Annotated in this window: 13 protein-coding genes and 1 pseudogene; 4 read left to right on the top strand and 10 right to left on the bottom strand. The window is 53.1% G+C overall.

From position 1 onward, the window contains the following. Positions 1–82 precede the first annotated feature (82 nt). The 3 genes from MUN73_RS21370 to tnpA form a co-directional block, all read right to left on the bottom strand. Entirely contained in the window at positions 83–373 is a 291-nt protein-coding gene (locus MUN73_RS21370; RefSeq protein WP_250142536.1) for a PadR family transcriptional regulator, read from the bottom strand. A 570-nt stretch (positions 374–943) separates the two neighbouring features. Next, positions 944–2,185 (bottom strand): RNA-guided endonuclease InsQ/TnpB family protein, encoded by a 1,242-nt coding sequence (locus tag MUN73_RS21365; RefSeq protein ID WP_250142535.1) that lies wholly within the window; start codon positions 2,183–2,185, stop codon positions 944–946. Positions 2,186–2,189: 4 nt separating this feature from the next. Beyond that, positions 2,190–2,594 (bottom strand): IS200/IS605 family transposase, encoded by a 405-nt coding sequence (gene tnpA, locus MUN73_RS21360; RefSeq protein ID WP_250142534.1) that lies wholly within the window; start codon positions 2,592–2,594, stop codon positions 2,190–2,192. A gap of 628 nt (positions 2,595–3,222) precedes the next feature. Between tnpA and MUN73_RS21355 the strand changes: the two genes are divergently transcribed. Then, complete coding sequence (locus tag MUN73_RS21355; RefSeq protein ID WP_250142533.1) at positions 3,223–3,660, top strand: SHOCT domain-containing protein; 438 nt, start codon at positions 3,223–3,225, stop codon at positions 3,658–3,660. A gap of 1,193 nt (positions 3,661–4,853) precedes the next feature. Here MUN73_RS21355 and MUN73_RS21350 read toward each other — a convergent pair. The 4 genes from MUN73_RS21350 to MUN73_RS21335 all read right to left on the bottom strand — a co-directional run bounded on the left by MUN73_RS21350 (position 4,854) and on the right by MUN73_RS21335 (position 10,010). Then, positions 4,854–5,795 (bottom strand): transcription initiation factor IIB, encoded by a 942-nt coding sequence (locus MUN73_RS21350; protein WP_250142532.1) that lies wholly within the window; start codon positions 5,793–5,795, stop codon positions 4,854–4,856. Between the two features lie 87 nt (positions 5,796–5,882). Next, entirely contained in the window at positions 5,883–6,446 is a 564-nt protein-coding gene (locus MUN73_RS21345) for a hypothetical protein (protein ID WP_250142531.1), read from the bottom strand. A 243-nt stretch (positions 6,447–6,689) separates the two neighbouring features. After that, positions 6,690–7,928: an orc1/cdc6 family replication initiation protein gene (locus MUN73_RS21340; RefSeq protein WP_250142530.1), complete on the bottom strand. Its 1,239-nt coding sequence runs from the start codon at positions 7,926–7,928 to the stop codon at positions 6,690–6,692. A gap of 1,809 nt (positions 7,929–9,737) precedes the next feature. Further along, the gene (locus MUN73_RS21335; protein ID WP_250142529.1) at positions 9,738–10,010 is read right to left on the bottom strand and encodes a HalOD1 output domain-containing protein; all 273 of its coding nucleotides are present in this window, start codon (positions 10,008–10,010) and stop codon (positions 9,738–9,740) included. A 211-nt stretch (positions 10,011–10,221) separates the two neighbouring features. On the opposite strand from MUN73_RS21335, the gene MUN73_RS21330 reads away from it, so the two are divergent. Beyond that, positions 10,222–11,421 (top strand): hypothetical protein, encoded by a 1,200-nt coding sequence (locus tag MUN73_RS21330; RefSeq protein ID WP_250142528.1) that lies wholly within the window; start codon positions 10,222–10,224, stop codon positions 11,419–11,421. 146 nt (positions 11,422–11,567) lie between these two features. After that, complete coding sequence (locus tag MUN73_RS21325; RefSeq protein WP_250142527.1) at positions 11,568–11,918, top strand: DUF8216 family protein; 351 nt, start codon at positions 11,568–11,570, stop codon at positions 11,916–11,918. Positions 11,919–12,190: 272 nt separating this feature from the next. Here MUN73_RS21325 and MUN73_RS21320 read toward each other — a convergent pair whose 3' ends face one another. Next, the gene (locus MUN73_RS21320) at positions 12,191–13,441 is read right to left on the bottom strand and encodes a PD-(D/E)XK nuclease family protein (RefSeq protein WP_250142526.1); all 1,251 of its coding nucleotides are present in this window, start codon (positions 13,439–13,441) and stop codon (positions 12,191–12,193) included. A 494-nt stretch (positions 13,442–13,935) separates the two neighbouring features. Here MUN73_RS21320 and MUN73_RS21315 point away from each other — a divergent pair, with 494 nt between their 5' ends. Next, positions 13,936–14,169, top strand: a complete 234-nt coding sequence (locus tag MUN73_RS21315) for a hypothetical protein (RefSeq protein WP_250142525.1) — start codon at positions 13,936–13,938, stop codon at positions 14,167–14,169. Between the two features lie 789 nt (positions 14,170–14,958). On the opposite strand, the gene MUN73_RS22870 is transcribed toward MUN73_RS21315, so the two are convergent. Together MUN73_RS22870 and MUN73_RS21310 are read right to left on the bottom strand one after the other, a co-directional pair. Next, positions 14,959–15,354: an HNH endonuclease gene (locus MUN73_RS22870; protein WP_382181157.1), complete on the bottom strand. Its 396-nt coding sequence runs from the start codon at positions 15,352–15,354 to the stop codon at positions 14,959–14,961. A gap of 709 nt (positions 15,355–16,063) precedes the next feature. Beyond that, a pseudogene (locus MUN73_RS21310) lies at positions 16,064–16,666 on the bottom strand (AAA family ATPase); the annotation flags it as partial. Between the last annotated feature and the right edge of the window lie 606 nt (positions 16,667–17,272).

Raw genomic sequence — 17,272 nt, 5'->3', positions numbered from 1 at the left:
ACGGTCAAGGCGAATGGTCTGGGGCTTGATCTTGAGACAGTTCACGAAACTTATTCTCCCAGGTCCCCTCGATCGTACGCTGCTACGAATCGGACAGCAACTCGTCCACGTACTGATTCTCCCATTCCCGCCGAGCTTCGATTTCGCGACGGCCGCGGCGGGTGAGCGTATAATAGTTCGTTCGGCGATCTTCCCGGCCCTTTTCGACGAGACCTTTGTCTACGAGTGTATCGAGATTCGGGTACAACCGGCCGTGATGGATTTCTCCCTCGTAGTACTTCTCGAGTTCTTCTTTGATCGCGAGCCCGTGCGGCTCGTGCTGGCCCGCAATCGTGTATAGTAGGTCTCGTTGGAAACCGGTCAGATCGTACATATACGTACTCTGTTCTATCAGTCTTTAATTGTAGCGAAATAGAAAATTATGGCCGAACAATAATGACTATCTATTCTAACATTACGCTGATCTTCAGGAGAGTCTCCAGCTGTTGGCTGTGATATCGGAAAAGCCGCCAATTCGATTTTAGAGATAGTATTATTATAAGTAATATACTTCGATATCTAATTAGACGAGTTTAATAAACTGCGTCTCTGAATAACAAGTTTCCCGGGACAGGAACCACCACTCCACCACCTATCGGTATCCCGGGCGTTTAAGACATGTCGGTGGGAGATATAATAGTTGGTCATCGAGGATAGCAGTGTGTCCGTTCCCACGATAATAGGAAGTTCTCTGGAATCGGATGGAGTTAGTTCTGGGAACGACAATCTACTGTGGTGGGGTTCGAAGTTTTACCAACGATTCAGCATTCGAAATCATGCTGACCTTCATATGGACTCGGAATGAACAACCGTTGTCCGGGTTCATCCCCCATATTCGTACTGGGTTGCCAGAGTTCTTCCCCCACACTCCACCCGGACATCCGTTGCTGTGAACTACCCTACCCTACTCGCTCACGGGTGACGCCGTTCGGTCCTTGAGGGTAGGGCTTCCTGTTTCCACGACGCGCTTTGCAGATACAGACGCATCCACAGGGAGCGCAGACTCCACAGGCGTTGATTCGGAGTATCCCACTCCTACGTCTTCGAGGCCGCGAGAAAGAATGTCCCACGCCGCGTTCGCGTCCCTGTCTGCCTCAAACCCGCAGGCGGGACAGGAGTGTTCACGGACCCACAACGGCTTCTCCGTCGAAACGCCGCAGGACGCGCACTCCTTGGTCGTCCCTCTCGGGTTGACCGCCACGAAGTGTGTCCCCTCGCGCTCGCACTTGTATTCGAGCAACGAGAGGAACGTTCGCCACGCGGCAGACGCTGTATTGCGGCTGTTCGACGGCGATTCCATCATCCCCTTCACGTTCAGGTCTTCGACTGCCACGAGGTCGTACTCCCGAGCGTAGTACGCCGAGAGCTTGTGCAAAAAGTCGCGGCGCTTCCGTCGGAGGTTGGCGTGACACTCCGCGACGCGCCGCCGTTGTTTCTCCCAGTTGTTCGAGCCGTGTTGCTTCCGCGAGAGCTTCCGTTGCTCGCGCTCCAAGCGTTCATGTTCGTTCGAAAGGTCGAGCGACCCGACCGCCGTGCCGTCCGTATCGTGTGCGTACTTGAGAATCCCTACGTCGATTCCGACGCACTTCTCAGGATTCTCGGGCGGTTCGGGCGGTTCGCGGTCCATTTGGACCCCGAACGTAGCGAACCACTCGCCCGTCGGTTCCTTCTTGACCGTGACCTGCTTGAGTTTGGCGTCGTCGGGGATGGCGCGGTGGAGCCGAATCGGTATCTCCGCGAGTTTCGAGAGTGACAGCACAGTTTGACCGCCCTTCTTGTCGAGCTTGAAGCCAGACTGACTGTACGTAAAACTTCGAAACTCCCGTGGCGGCTTCCACTTGAGGTGACCGACGCCGTAGCCGTTCTCCTTGAGTTTGGAGAGAGCTTTGAGGTTGTCGAACAGACGTTCTACGACGGTTTGGAGAACCTTCGAGTACACGTCCGAGAGGTCGTCCCACCACTTTTTGAGATCGGGTAGCTCCGACCGTAGCGTGGTCATGGACGGCAGTTCGCCGTATTCGTCTTGGTACTCGTTGAGGCGGTAGAGCGTGTGGTTGTACAACTGCCTACAAATGTCTCGGTGGCGGTCCAACTCCTCTCGGTGGGCGTCGGACAGCTTGAGACGGTACTTGTAGGCGTAGTACATGGCGCTACTCGCGTTGGTTCTCGACGTACTGCATCAGCACATCCAACGACACCTGCCCCGTCGAGATGAGGCAGTACGAGTCGTTCCAAAACGAGTCACCCCACAGATCAGTCTTGAGTTCGTCCGCGTACTCGTTGCGGATACGGCGGGCGGTTGCGCCCTTGACCGTATTGATGAACTTCGCGAGGTCGGTGGTTGGTTTCGCTCTGAATAGGATGTGTACGTGGTCGTCCTCGCCGTCGAGGTTCGTCAGTTCGACACCGTAGTTGTCCGTGAACCCGCTGATGACCTCGTGGATGAATTGGGTTCGCTCCTCGGTTAGCACTCCGCGCCGATACTTCGTCGTGAGTATTAGGTGATAGTGCAGGGAATACGTCGAGTGCGCTCCCGACTCGAGGTCATACTCCATTGGGTTCAGCAAATACTATGCTACCCCACTGCAAAAATGCTGCGGTTGCGTGGGTCTGTGGGCCTGCCACCGAATCATATATGAGAATCGTGCGGCGCTGTATCCCCTCCCTGCTCGCGCCTTCCCTTCGGTCGGCGCTCGCTGAGAAAGGGGGCTTAGCGCCTCAATTCAGCTAAACGGGCTGAGATAAGTTTTCTGTGATTCATTGATAAGTAAAACCCCGTATAAGAAACCCCACATCACATAATAATCCCGAATACGAGTGGAGACTGGTCTATTCGCATGCGTAGTGAATGGATAGTTCATCCCAAATAGTGTAAAAGAAACGCTATGCGAATTGTTCTATGACATTTGCTGTCTCGTGTAACGCCATGGTGTGTTGCGGCAACTGTTGACATTCACCTAGGAGTTTATAAAATTCGCAATTGAATACACACCTGCACTGGAATGATGGCGTATCCTGCCAGAGATACTCGCTAATTCCAGTGTTCGCACCGCTCACCTTCATCATAGGGGCCCAGAACAGTTACCCACCGACCAAGATTTGGAGTTCGGCACCCTGCCAGGGGATTCATCCCCGGCTTTCGAGCATCAGTTCATTGGCCTGCTTCAGTGCCAGGCTCGTCTCTTGACCGCCGCCTATGTCGGGGTGTACTTCCTCGCACGTCGCCCGATAAGCGGCCTCAACGACGTCACCGGAACCATCCGGTGCGACGTCCAACATTTCATGGGGTTCATTGTCGAGGCCGTCGTCACTCTGCACCGCGGGTGGCGCAATCGCCTCTCCTCGGACCTGGCCCTGATCATTGAGGCTCGCGAAAAGTACGCCCGCGGGGAGATCGACAAGACGGAGTTTGAGCGCCGCGTTGCGTTCCACGTCGACGATCGGAACGCACAGATCCGCGCCGACGTTGAGTCCGTCCCCGGGATCGGCTCGGAGCGATCGCCCATGAGTACGAGTTGTTGGACGAGCTGCGGGACGGCGATCGAGCGCGCCTGGAGTCGGTACCGTGCGTGGGTGAAAAGTGGACGAAGGCCGTACTCGAGTGGGCTCGAGAGTAGGTGAGGAAAACGTCACGAGGGTAAGATGGTACGGTGGCGGTGGGGCTGAACCCTCGGCGTCACGGTGCCGCGGTGGGAAGGGTGCTGAATTGGTGTTGTGAGCTACGATGCGTTTCTCCTCATCGCGTGCTGGGGTGCACACGACATCCGAGTGTGTGACCGTGTTGCACATCAATCGTCGAACACGCTCCCAGCAAGTGAGAATTAGGCTGCCGATACAAATGTGCTATAGTGACGCACGACCGGAGGCGCCTGGAGTCGGTTTCCAGCGTGAGGGAACAGCATGCGTCGGCCGTGCTCGATCGGGTAGAATATGCCTCGGGAGTTCGCTACCGATCGTTCTGGATTCGAATAGTGGCAGTGATGTACTTGCGCAGGACGTTCGACGGCCACAGAATCGCTTCTGATTGCGACACGGTTGGGATGAACCGCCACGCGATCGTCCCTTCGCCCGCGATCGCGGCCGGCGTCACGGTGACACGGCAGAGCTTCTGATCGCGCTTTATAGCGATTGTGGTGGCGATCCGGCCGCCAAGAGACTGGCAGCCGCGATCTGACGGGGATTATGAAGAAGCGGGACGAGTGTACCGACCCTATCCGATCGCCACTACCCACAAGTCCAACTGCATCTGTGGACTTACAGCGGGCGAGAATAGCAGTCACCCCTACACACGTTAGTGGGGACACCTCGTTTCGAGTGAAAACAGCCACGATCGGCAGTGTTCGCCCGCACAGCGGCAGGTACCGAAGTACTCCATGTCACGCTAACCGTGGCCGGCGAAGCCGCCACAGTACTGGCACCGAAGTTCGCGCGGTTCCGGGTGATCGTCCTCGATCGGCTCGATATGCTCGCTCAGACAGAACTAGCATTTTGTCTGGTCCGATGGAATCGATGCACCACACGAGCGACAGCGCGACTCCGATTCGAGTTCTTCGATTTCTCTGCTTCCATACCTCACCCGCCTGGTACGGAAATTACGGTCTCGTTTTTCCTCGAGGGCGGGATCCACACCGGGAAATGCCTCTCCGAGCGGCCGAAGTTCGTGGCGATCGTGCTCTCTTTGATCCATCGTCGTACTCTTCGTTGGCCGCGTTTTCCTATTTAAATCCGAGACCGGTCAACGAATTCTGAGGCGGTTGTCTTGCTTTGTGTATGGGTTACCCCACACCGCCTTCTCTTTCGACCTCGTGGGGTAACTATTCCTGGTCCTCGAGGACCTCGCGCAAACGGTCACGATGGGCTCGAATCGTCGCCGTCGACGTGTCTGCACAGTCTGCAACCTCTTGCTGTGAGAGCCCGTAGCCGAACTCGTGGCTGGCTCGGTACAGACAGGTTGCAACGAAGCCTCGGGGACGACGTCCACTTGTAATCCCAGCATCTTCTGCGAGCGTTGCCAACTCGAGTGCTCGGTGTCGAACCTCATCTGGAACCCCGAGTGTGGCAGCGAGTTGCGGGAGGGAATTCTGTGGCCGTGGAATCGTCGTTGGAAGCTCAAGTTCGGTGTCCATCGCCGAGTACGCACACTCGAGGTCTAACCGTGAGCACGTCGCCAGCTGACTGATCTCCTCGAGGGTCCGTCCGAGTCCATTGCATCGACACACTGCGTATACGCTCGCTGCTGCAACCCCCTCGAGTGACCGTCCCTGACAGAGGTCTTCTCCTTGGGCACGCCGAAAGAGCATACACGCCTGTTCGCACAGTGAGTCCGGTAACTCGAGCGCACTTACGATCCGACGGACTTCGCCGAGACTGTATCCAAGATTTCGTTCACGCTTCGTTCGCCACTGGCTGCGGCGATGCTCCCGCCGAAGGCGGTTGAGTTGACTCCGTTTTCGACCGGGGATTGTGTTCCCTTGCCCATCTTTCTGCCATCCGATCACAGTCGACAGTCCGCGGTCGTGTCGGCCTGCTGTGAGCGGAGTACCAGTTCGGCGCCGGCTCGAGTTCTCAGGTGAGTCGAACCACTCGGGTCCGTAATCGAGGTGGTCTTCATCAACGATCAAGCCACACTCTCGACAGCATGTTTCGTGGTTTGCTGGGAGTAGGTCTCCACCGCACTCAGGGCACGACGTCGTCGATCGCGTTGTTTGCTCTGTCTCCTGACTGAAACGACTGCTGAATATCTCGTTTGTAGCCATCTTGCTCCGACGAGGCAACTGTCTGTTTGCCCCGTTACCCCTTTCGGGGTCATAAACCGTCTCGAGCGAGTATTCCAGGAGTCTTAGTTATCGAATGAAGGTCCCGTCTGGAGCCGAGATGAGTCCTGTGCGGATCTCGAGGTCGACACGTCGGAGATGCTTGCAGCCACCATCTGGTTGGCGCTGTTCGAAATCAGGACAGGTGCACGTCTCTTTTTCGACGTCGACTACGTACGTACTCCCGCTTTCACTGAAAACGTCGTAGACAGGTCCTCGTTGGCCGAATCGAACGTCCATATTTTCGGTGAGTGCACGACGGGTCCGTGGCTCGTCGATCGAGTATTTACCTGCCTCGAGTGCAGTGGGTGGCTGTGGTTCTTCACAGAGGGTAGAGAATTCGTTGCGGCGGTTGCGCTCTTGTCCGCACTTTCTGCAACGCCAGTAGCGTGTACGGTATTCGTAGCCATCGGTGAGATCGATATCGTACGGTGTTGGGGCTTTCCCTGGCAGCCACTCGTCAATGGCCACGAGTTCATGCCCGTGTAGGCGGGCAACATCACCTGGATAGCTGCGGTCCCGGTCGCTCGTGTCCTTCTGCTTGAGTTGGTATTCTCGATGCGTCTCGTTCTGGAGTGGGTGATCTGTACTCATCAGTGATCTCAAGGCACGTTGAGTTGCGCCTCACGCCTGCTGGCGCACAAAAAAGGACTTGTAGCGTCTGCTGTTGAGGTCCAGTTTCGAAAGGAGCGGAGTTTTTCTGAGCGAGTTAAGAGTTACCCCACGAAACCTATTCTACCAAATACGTGGGGTAACGACATTGAAAGTCACTGCTAGCCTGCGCAAGAAACGTTTGAACAGGTGGTGTGTGGGCCGACCTCTGATCAACCCAGTAGGTTACAGAAAGTCCTGGTCTTCAGCGTTCTGGCGAAGCGATTCCAGATCCAGCTCACCACTCATATGTAAATTCTCAAGCGTCGAAAGAGCCGCATCGATCGGTACGTCAATTTCGTATTCGTAATAGATCCCACCACCTCTGCCTTCGTTTCGCTTCGTTCGATCGAGGATACCGAGCATTGAGAGTTCAGCGAGATGATTATGGAAGGCTCTTCCACCGAGAGGGTCGCGGTTGGTTGCAACTGCGAGGTCATGATACTGCTCATAGAGCTGTTGTTTCTGGAACGGGGCTTGCGAGGAATCGGCAATCGTAGAGGTAACCACAGCTAGGAGTGTGAGGTGTCCGTGGGAGGTCAGCTCCTTCATGCTCTCTTCAATTCGTTGCTTCTCGAGCAGTTGCTTTGCTTCGCGAACGTGATCTTCGGTAACGACTGGATCGTTTCGCCGGCGGGCTAGGTCCCCTGCCTCGAGAAGCAGATCAAGCCCTTGGCGGGCACTGCCCTTATCCTGTGCAGCAAACGCTGCACACAGTGGGACGACATCACCCTCGAGAATCTCGTCTTTGAACGCTAGCGCTGCTCGCTTTTCAAGGATATTCTGGAGCTCGTTTGCGTCGTATGGTGGAAAGTGGAGTTCGCGTTCGCAGAGGGTATCCTCGACGCGTGGATCGAGCTTCTCACGATATTTGAAGTCGTTGCTGATACCGATGATCCCGATACGAGCGTGTTCGATTTTTTCGTTACTACGTGCACGTGGAAGCTGATAGAGAATCGAGTCGTCATCGCCGATGTAGTCGACTTCGTCCAGGACGATCAGGACTGTTCCACCGATCTGATCGAGTTCTGCCCACAGCTTTTCATAGACGGCATTCAGCGGATAGCCAGTGCGACTGATTTGCTCGGATGGGTCACGAAGTGTATTGACGAGTTCAACAGCAACCCGGTAACTACTGGTCAGATCTTCACAGTTGAGATAGACCGTCGTCACTGTGAGGTCATCGTACTGTTTAGCATCTTCCTCGAGATGGTGAAGGAGATACTTCGTGACGGCTGTTTTCCCGACACCCGTCTTCCCATAGAGGAAGATGTTTCGAGGCTGTGAACCGTTGATGACGGGTTGGAGATATGCAGTATATTGTTCGAGTTCCTCGTCTCGTTCCTCGAGCGATTCGGGCTGATAGTCGTCGTGGAGGATGTTTTCATCCTCAAAGATCGCCTCAGATCGCTCGAATAGTGTCATGAGTTGTTAACTCTCTACCTCTTCAATAAAACCACCGGTGCGAACGTTACGAACGATTCGTTCGTTTCGATCGATAGTAGAGGAGAGAGACACCACTGATTCAATCGTTTTATGGCGAGAGAGAACCTCACTACTGGCATTTCGTCGAATGAGGGTCTAGTGACTGGGCTAGATTTATTATAGATCGGTGATAACCAAATCCGCACTGCTAGTACCCTAGTAACGATTGAATGGGTGGTGTGTTCTATCTAATATCCTTTTTTGAGGATGGATTTAAATGAGAACCGTTACGAAAGCGCGCCTATCTACTCCAAACGTTTGAATAGGTGGTGGGTGTCGGACTGACATCCAGAGTGTTTTTCCGGTGAAAACGTTTGAATGGGTGGTGTCTCTCTGTGTCTCTTGCTATGCTTCTGTGTAGTCTCGTGTGGCGGAGGAATCACTAATTTCGTTACGATTGAATCGGTGGTGTCTGATCGCAAATTGCGAAAAACAAGTCGATAGGGGTGCGTTTTCTAGGGGATGTTCCAGGAACAAATTGGTAGAGATCTGCTTATAGTCTCCCTCCAGTGGTTCAAATTGCGCATGAGGTCTATTCAATCGATGTGATTAACCAACATACGCTGGGCGAACTGTCTTTCGTTGGTTAACTATAGCTAATTCGTCGATAGTTAGCGGCAAAACCAGTACAGACAAGCGATAGGATTCCAATGGAGACAATCTTGGTGTGGGTTGCCCCACAAATGAAATTTCAATCTCATGTGGGGTAACTCGAGTACCACCAAGAGGCACCACTGTTTCCAGTATTTCCGCTATTAGCACCCCGAGGCAGTGAGACTACCTTCTCGTTCTGAGTTGGTAGTTGCGACCGTTCATCCGTTGATGCTCCCGGAGCACACTTTTGAGGTGACGACGAGCATCTTTCGCTCGACGAACAAGTTCATACTCTCGAGTTCTTTGCAGGGATTGAGCGTACCATTCACAGGCGTCAGCAGCAAGAGCCAGCCATGCAGCTCGAGTGTGGACACGCCCATGCCGACGTCCGACCATCCAGATCGTTGCGATTGCATCGAGTCGATTGCCGATCTCGTTGTCACCGTGTGTTTCAAACCACTCTCCTCGAAGCTCACAGGCCGAGACAACTGTCTCGCAGAACTCTTCGTCGACGCCGAGTACAACGTGGTGTCCTCGAGTCTGCTGGACCTCGAGAATCATGATTGGACCTTCTTGATCTCGAGTCGAACCTGATCCTGGTGGGAAATCGCACAGGCTGGCGAGCAGTACACTGTCGATGTTAGGTTTTCGCATGCTGGATTCAAACACGCTGTCTTTCGATGTTTTGGAGTAGGTGTCGTTCGCTGTTTCATTGAGTTTTCACGCAGGCAGCTTCTCTGACGTGCCTGCACCCTGTTCAGGTGCACAAAACACAACGCGAACACCTTCGTACATCTGCTGATAGAGCTTATAGGCAGATCATTCAGCTATTCCGAGATTGCTAGCGATCTGTTCTACAACGCCATGCTTGCTATTACTATGTATGGCGCAACAACGTCACGTCCTACCCGCTTTTAAATATAAAGACAGTTCATTATCAGGTATGGGAAACCTTGCCGTCCTCCAGCAGTTCTTTATAATACAGGGCCTTGTTTAGATGCCCCTGAATGGACGAGTCAGGAGTCCCTTCGTCTAACCAGAATACGGTGATAACCACCTCACGGTCCAGTTTCGTATGTAGAGAACAACGCGTGAGAGCCGATTGTTTCTGCGTCTAAACACGGCCTAATACAGTGAAGAGTGATTTATTACAATTCACTCGAGAATACATATTATATCGGAATCAACGACCTGAATATCATATTCGACAATTGAGACTGTGACCTCGACCTCGTTTGACTCCATCACGTTATCGAGTGCGTCTGGATTGAGATAGTCGTAGAGTCTGAGATCGAGTTCTGTCGAATCGACGCCTTCCTGTTCAGCGATCGTCTTTATAATCGTAATGCTGGGTGGATTCTCTGGATCGTAGACTGTGGTCTGGTTCTTGGCCATTGCTCCCGTGCCCCTTTGGGTAGTCTGTGTCATGATTAGCCATACGAAACTAACCCTCATATTTACTATACTTTGGGTAACCGCAGTCGTTTGTGCTATTATCAGGTTGCGATACCCACTTTCTGTTTTTGATCTCTCACTAACAAGCAGACAGATGTGGGTCAGAACGGAAGCGACTCTATCTCACTTGACGAGCCTACCAAGTTCCATAACTACTTGACTATTGGTTAGAAATGCAGAAGTTATGGTTGGTGAATTTGAGAATGAAGACCACATGACAACGAAGGTGTTCGGGGGTACGCTTCGGCACTTACCGACCGAACACGTTAATCACATCTTCAAGGACATCGGGATTGTTCTCACTGGCGAGTTAGAATACACACTTCACGAAACGTTTCCAACCGGATCGAAGGAGCCAGATGTCCTCATTGACGATGCTGATGGCCAGACTGTGCTTATAGAAGCAAAACGCAGACAGCAAGAGCCAACAGAGCAACTCAAAAACGAGTACAACGAACTCGAACAACATCGAGAGGGAGAAAACTACATCGTTCTTCTGACGGCACATCCGTCTCGTCCATCATACTTGGATGATCTCAATATCGATGTTTACTGGATATCGTGGAAACACATCCAACGATCACTGTCGCAACAACTCAGTGAAGATCAATTCAGTTCAATCGGTGAAAGTCTAGTCTCCGAGACGGTTGAGATGCTTCGTCAAGAAGGAAACGCTCATTTTCGGGGGTTCGAGACAACATCAGAAGAGTGTATCGAGGGATATCAAGAGACAGATCGACTCTATGAAAATTTCTCACGGCTTGTCAAAGACGTTTGTTCTCATATATCTAACTCATTAGAATTTGATGACCTACACCATTACGGTGGTCAATCTGACAACCTCCTCAGCAAGACGTGGAAGTACAACAAGCCCTCACTGTGGTATGCCTTCAATCTAGAGGGACAACCGACTGGACGAGAGAAACCCCACCTGTTTGTTCTACTTCGTCGTCCGAAAGGTCTGATCCGAGTCGGATACCAGATCCGCCCATCCAAAAACCCAGATCACAGGGACTCCTTCGAGCGTCACAGCGATGAGATCGCCGAATTGTGGTCTGAAGAGGAGTTTGAGATACTGGAGGGCACAGGAACACTTCGGGAACGATATCGGTTGAAAAGCGCTGAAGAAGTTCGTGAATACCTAGGAGACATTGATGAGTTCGAGAGAATGTTGACTCGGGAAACAGACGCGAGGGGACTCTCACGGATAATATTGACGAGAGAGTTCAAACTGGACACACTCAACCAGCAAGACGCAGTCGAGACAATAGCTGATGAATTAAACTACTTCCACCGAATCACGTTTCTATCCGATGACAAGCAAGGCCTGGGGCAAAGTCGCCAGCACATTTTCTATCCGAACTACCAACCCAACTTCGATTAGTATCTATTCAGATATGGATTCTGTGGGTCTCAAGAATCGATACGTCCCGTATAACCTCAAGACACTTCTTGTAGTCGGTATTGACTGTACGATTTTCATTACCTTACCACTAACAGACTTATTAGAATAGGGTACATATTGTCTGTATGGCTGCCCCCTCACTCTTCGATGGAATCTCACGAGCGATCGAAGAATTCGCCATCCCGTCCGTTGCGCTCTTGGTACTCGTTGGGGTGATGAGAGTGGTCTATGGTGGACAAGAAGCAGGGATGATCTATGTTGGCCTAACTGGGGTCATTCTTCTTGGAATCTATACGAAAGCAAAGTACTGGAACGTCAAGTACACCTTCGGAGTTGTTGTCGTCGGGTTTGTGCTCTGGTTCGGCGTCCCCGGGATTATTTCCCATCTTATCCCGGCTCCGTTCGCCGAACTCGGCTCATTTCTGACGTTGATGTTTCTGATCGGGCTAGCGATGATGTTTACCGATAAATTGTGAGGACTGCCTAACTAGATCGGTTGAGTTTGACGGACCACAGGACAAGGAAGCTTCCTTATCAGATGATCAGCTAAATTTGCCCGCTCGGCATTGATATCGCTCAATTGATCCCGTGGAATAAACGTCACCGCTTAAGATGACCCAGCATCGTCGAACGGTACATAGAACACCCTACCTGGTTCAGGTGCATATCCAACAAATACTCTAATTCCTCAAAGCGCCTCCATACTAGGGAATACGGGCGCCAAGGATTTGCCACTAGTTGCAGGGGCTCAGGGTTGGTAATTGCTCGCGAAGTTGTCGATCGAATCCTCCAGTGCCACAAAGGCACCTAGACCGTTCTTCAGTCCTTCTACTGTATGATTTGGCCTATCGAAGTCGATTTTGACAATCTTGGAGAACATATGGAACCTGTTGTAGGACGCCTCTGACCCCAGCTCTTCCAACCACTCGCCGATATGTCTAAACCCGGCATTTTCCAACGCGTCCCTCTCTTCTTCGCCGAGATAATCGAGATACTGTGTTCGGCGTGTTTGGTCTTCTGAGTCGTCATTTAGTGCGACCGTCATCTCAAAGTGGGGGGCGGTTGGACGGTATTCTCCCTCAGGACCATAGCCATCGTACCAACTCAATCGGTTCTCAGTCCCCTGGATTTCCAGAGTGATTTCCGGTCGACCACTGTTCTCTTCGCTCAGATGCCAACTGTCCTTGTAGAGCCGGACGTATCGTGTGTTCTTGCTGAACTTACGAGATCGGTTGAATTGCCCATTCCATGTCTCGTAGTTCTCAGTGTACCAGTTCCAAAGGTGGTTGTAGATTTCCTTACGATCGTTTCTGAAACTGTCCGGGCCGACATCGATCTCGAAGTCCTTCAGATAGTCCTTATACTTCAGATAGAACTCTGTCTTCTTGGAAAAGGATACGTTCTTCTTGATTACGTGGTCTTCGATGTTCGTCCTGAAGTCGTCAAATAACGCGATCTCATGAGGCGTTTTCAACTCACCTCGGTGGTCATTGAGGGCGGCAAGAACCGCACCCCAGGTGGCAACACGATCAGCAAATTCGGCTTTCCGCTTCTCTGACTCGAGATGAGGGAGATAGAGCATCTCTACTATCCCCTTCTCGTTTTCATGTCCATATTCTTCGAGTGTTGCGGCCTCCTCCTCGAACTTTCTCCGGTGTTCGGTGTGAGTAGTCTTGATCTCGACTCCAATCACTTGGATCTCAGTCTCGATAACTATATCAACTTCCTTCTGGCCGTAATCAGCAGTATCGAACGTCTCCAAATACCGAATATCGACGTTTTGGCCATTCAGCTCGAGTTCAAAACAGGCCAAGAATGATTCCAGAAAGATGGTGTCTGCATCGTGGCTCGCGTCAGGATTCAAGAGCCACGCCAGATATCGGGTTAATCGCTTCTCGTGATCCTCAAGGTCCAATATCTCGAAAATATTCGTACTGTTGTCTCGCACTTCCCGAAGCAGTCCCAGCATCTCCGGCGAGCTCCGGTCATCTTCCGACATAATATATCGATGGTATGATTGCGACTTAGTAACATCGGCGAAGATGAAATATTGTATCCTTATCCATAGTTCGACTATACATCTTCGGGAGACCAGACCTATTCACTGGACAGATCGTCTCCGTGGATCAGTTTCAAGTAGGACAGACACTCGAGGACGCGGCCTTGCGCGAACCCTCTCTTCTGTAGGATCGATAGCGGGTCGTCTGCCTCATAGACCTTGATCGCGTAGTAGACCACGTCTGATGAGTATTTCTTGCAGATAAACAGATGGATTTCGTTGGGGTAGCCGTGGTACCAAATTTGGTTCAGCGAAACCGCCCCCGAGAGTCTGTCAAGACTTTTCGTCGGGAGAGACCCGTCTTGCCCACCAGACCCATCTGCCCCGAGATTGGCCGTGTGATGGGGGCGATCGAGTGGAGAGCGGGCTCTCAGTCTGTCTGACTTGATACCGATAGGTCAGCTATTTATTGAACAGATCTGAATAGGTCTACTATGGATGAGTTCACTAGACGGATGCTGAGGATGGAGGACGTCATGGAGCGGACAATGGAGATCGACAAACGAGTAGCAGAAGAAGTAGGTGCCGATAGGGCGCAAATTGTCGAAGGCCGGTGTACGTCATGCGAGAGGCTCTATCCACCAACGTATCTCCAAAAGGGCGACTGCATTCCGTGTTGGCGGAAGAAGAACGATCTTCCGAAGATCGACGCTGAGATCGACTTCTGAACAGATCGAGATGGATACGAGAGAGTATGAGCTTCTCGGATATCTTCTTCTTATTATTTATTTGGCTATTGTGGTGAATCAGGCGGTAACACTATATCATATAGCGACTCCCAGTTGGCATGTCCTTGATTGGATTACTGTCTTGGTTGCACTGTCACTCATGCCGGGGCTTCCTGGTCTGCTGCTAATCATCCCGGCAAAGTCATTGGAGTCATGGATAGCCATGATATGCCAATTACTCGGCTTGGTGGGTATACTAGCCTCTTTTGCATGGGGATTTGCTTTTGGTCCAGAATGGTGGATCGTTGCGTCATTAGCAATCGCTCTCAATCTAGTTAGCCACAAGGCGTACAACCAGAAGACGATATAGAAGGCCTCTCAAGCAAAGTCCTCGAGAGAAGAACGATCTCTTACAGATAGCTCGTGAAGTCAATCTCGGGAGGTAGAAGTCAATAGAGAGGGTTCACTTGGTCGAGATAATGATGGCGTAGTGGACCTACTCTTCGAGATCACGTTGCCTCCAGACAATTCCAATCTGGTGCACCTGCCCACTTCGATCGATCTCGTAGGTTGCCGGTGTATCTGTCTCGTGAGGAAAGACCTCTCATCCTTGTCGACGGAAGCCGACTACAGATGACCTACAGCTGTGTTTGTGTGCTAATCGCTGGGGGATACGGTCGATATCCTCGAGGTAGTCGTGGAGGACAGCTTGGGGTTCCTCTGGCGACATACGAGATCCGTCGGACGAAAGCGATATAGACTTCGTTGGGTCGTTTCCGAAATTCCGATCTAATCCATATGATCGTGAATGAGTCCGTGACACGTTGAGCAAAGCGTTGAGAGGTTACTAAGAGCGTTGGTTCCGCCACACGAAAGAGGAACAATATGGTGCGCATGTAACTCAACATTGCCATGGGGCCCTCCACCGGCCCCGCAGTTTCGACACCGGTATTCGTCGCGTTTGTATGCTTGTCGGCGTAAAATATCCCAGTTTTCCGGGTACCTGTTTTCTGTCTGGGATTGACAATTCGACTGGACAGCAGTGGAGACATCTATCTCGGATTCTCTACCCGTCTCGGCAGGCCAAGCCTGTGGTTGATGAGAATCCCAAGTTTCCGAACTCTGATCAGACAGATACTCTTCACTACCTTCGATGAAATTTGAAAGTCCTGCGGCGGCCGGCATTTGTACATCTGGAAATTGCGACTACAGACATTAAAAATATCTCCCCAACTTCCCAAGAATGTAGGGATAAATTATATTATCCGAAATTAAGAGAAGTCCCCAAGGGTATCCTGTGCATGATCCCAGGGCAAAAAACGTCGTCGGGACTCGCCATGGTCTTTGATACCGACAAATTTCTGGTAATCTCCTGCTGATCGACTCCCCGACCACGCTCGATGGTTCCTGGTCCGACATTCGCGATACCCTATACATTCTGGCCATCCCGTTCGGCGTTCCGGAACTCCCGAAGGTAACGCTGTACGGCGTCTGGCGAGGAAAAGGCGGACAGGATTGGCACGACAAGCGGCTGAAGTGCGACTGTTGGAGCCCCACGATTGAGCCGCTCTTGGAGCGGGGTCTTGCGATCCTCGATAAATACGAAGAGATAGCAGAGTAATCAGCTGGAATCGCGTACGGGTGTGCGAACAGATCGGTTCTCTGGCGATTCTACGACAACCGCTGGATCGCCCACGAAGCGCGATCTTTGACCGTCTCATCGAGATCGTCCTCCCGTAGTTCACGCAACTTTTCGATAGGCACCGGCGCTTCGGAGCTCGCAACGAGCGCACAGACGTTCGCCCGGACTTCGGGGCTGGCATCGTCCAGTGCCTGCTGGAGCCGATCGGACTGCGCACGGATAGCGTCTGGATCTGCCTCCCCAGCACGGAGGAGCGCGATCGACGCGGCTCTCCAGCCGCAGATCGACCTCGAGCAACTCGTTGCTCAGGAGCCATAACGAGAGGTCGATGCCGCGTTTGCGTTTGCCTTCGCCGCGGAGCAGCCGGTAGAAGAAGTCGTTCGGATCGTAGTTCACGTCCTGGCGGAGGTGATCGATCTCGTCCAAGAGCAGGACGGTCCAGGCGGGGTAGTCGGCCAGGGCGGCCCAGATCGCGGCGAAGACGCCGTCGAGCCCGGCGTAGGCTTTCTTGCGCTCGCCCGTGAGTTCGAAGAGGATCTCGTTGGCCGCCGAAAAGAGCGTCCGGCACTCCTTCATGTTGACGTACTCGACGGCCACGGCGTCGTGGCGCGCCGCGAACTCCCGGCAGACCCGCCGCGTCGTGAGCGTCTTCCCGGTACCGGGCGGGCCGTAGATCGACACCGTCGGCGGCAGATACCCCTCGTGGACGCCGTTCAGGATGGTCGCCAATTCGCGTTCCTGGCTCTCGCGGGCGTAGATTTCGGCGGGCTCGGCCAGTGGGTCGAGGACGGCTTTGTCGGCGAAGACGCTCTCGTCCGGTGCCGTCGCGGCGAACAGATCGTCGTACTTGCTCATGCGATCGCGGTTGCCAGCGGTAGTGGCGTGTCAGCAAAGAACGTATCGGATCGCTGCTCCCAGGAGCCTGTGACGCGATGCGGGACACACCAGGACCCACCCCCGCGCTCACTCGACAGCGGGAGCGGCCACAATCCAGACCACAGCCGCGGTACCGGGACCGCGACACCGCTCGTCTCCCGACCACACTGGGAGCCGCCGATCCCTGTAGCCGGATGACGCACTCCCCACAGTGCGTGTAACTGGAATCGTTGGCGGTCCCACAGTTAGGGTACTGGCCAGGGTCGCACGGCACCCTCGTTGCGTCCCCGTCGTCTCGCTCGGCTCCGTCGGGTATGGCCGGTGGCGGCACTTTCCCGGCGTCGGGCGGCGGTTCCTCCCTCCTCATCCGCATCGCGATCGTTTGTGTCACCGGTCGCTCTCAAGAGAGCACCCAGAACCAGGAGAAGGCCCAGAACGGAAGCCTGTGCCTCGCGTCGGTCCCGCCGAACTGCCGCTCGTCGTGCTCGCCTCAAATGCGGTGATCTATGGTCAGCCCGGGCAGGTGCCGACCGCCGAAAGCAACCCGAAGACGCCGACTCACCCTACGCGCTGGACGAACTATCG

This window comes from Halosolutus amylolyticus, assembly GCF_023566055.1.
Classification (GTDB): domain Archaea; phylum Halobacteriota; class Halobacteria; order Halobacteriales; family Natrialbaceae; genus Halosolutus; species Halosolutus amylolyticus.
Note: the sequence above shows the minus strand (reverse complement) of the source record. Positions and strands in the feature narration are given on the sequence as shown.

What these genes read in the sequence shown, in the direction of transcription:
- MUN73_RS21350 (WP_250142532.1), bottom strand. Translation starts at nt 5,795, where the DNA reads ATGGCTACAAACGAGATATTCAGCAGTCGTTTCAGTCAGGAGACAGAG.
- MUN73_RS21325 (WP_250142527.1), top strand. Translation starts at nt 11,568, where the DNA reads ATGGCTGCCCCCTCACTCTTCGATGGAATCTCACGAGCGATCGAAGAA.
- MUN73_RS21330 (WP_250142528.1), top strand. Translation starts at nt 10,222, where the DNA reads ATGGTTGGTGAATTTGAGAATGAAGACCACATGACAACGAAGGTGTTC.
- MUN73_RS21340 (WP_250142530.1), bottom strand. Translation starts at nt 7,928, where the DNA reads ATGACACTATTCGAGCGATCTGAGGCGATCTTTGAGGATGAAAACATC.
- MUN73_RS22870 (WP_382181157.1), bottom strand. Translation starts at nt 15,354, where the DNA reads ATGCCGGCCGCCGCAGGACTTTCAAATTTCATCGAAGGTAGTGAAGAG.
- MUN73_RS21335 (WP_250142529.1), bottom strand. Translation starts at nt 10,010, where the DNA reads ATGACACAGACTACCCAAAGGGGCACGGGAGCAATGGCCAAGAACCAG.
- MUN73_RS21320 (WP_250142526.1), bottom strand. Translation starts at nt 13,441, where the DNA reads ATGTCGGAAGATGACCGGAGCTCGCCGGAGATGCTGGGACTGCTTCGG.
- MUN73_RS21315 (WP_250142525.1), top strand. Translation starts at nt 13,936, where the DNA reads ATGGATGAGTTCACTAGACGGATGCTGAGGATGGAGGACGTCATGGAG.
- tnpA (WP_250142534.1), bottom strand. Translation starts at nt 2,594, where the DNA reads ATGGAGTATGACCTCGAGTCGGGAGCGCACTCGACGTATTCCCTGCAC.
- MUN73_RS21365 (WP_250142535.1), bottom strand. Translation starts at nt 2,185, where the DNA reads ATGTACTACGCCTACAAGTACCGTCTCAAGCTGTCCGACGCCCACCGA.
- MUN73_RS21370 (WP_250142536.1), bottom strand. Translation starts at nt 373, where the DNA reads ATGTACGATCTGACCGGTTTCCAACGAGACCTACTATACACGATTGCG.
- MUN73_RS21345 (WP_250142531.1), bottom strand. Translation starts at nt 6,446, where the DNA reads ATGAGTACAGATCACCCACTCCAGAACGAGACGCATCGAGAATACCAA.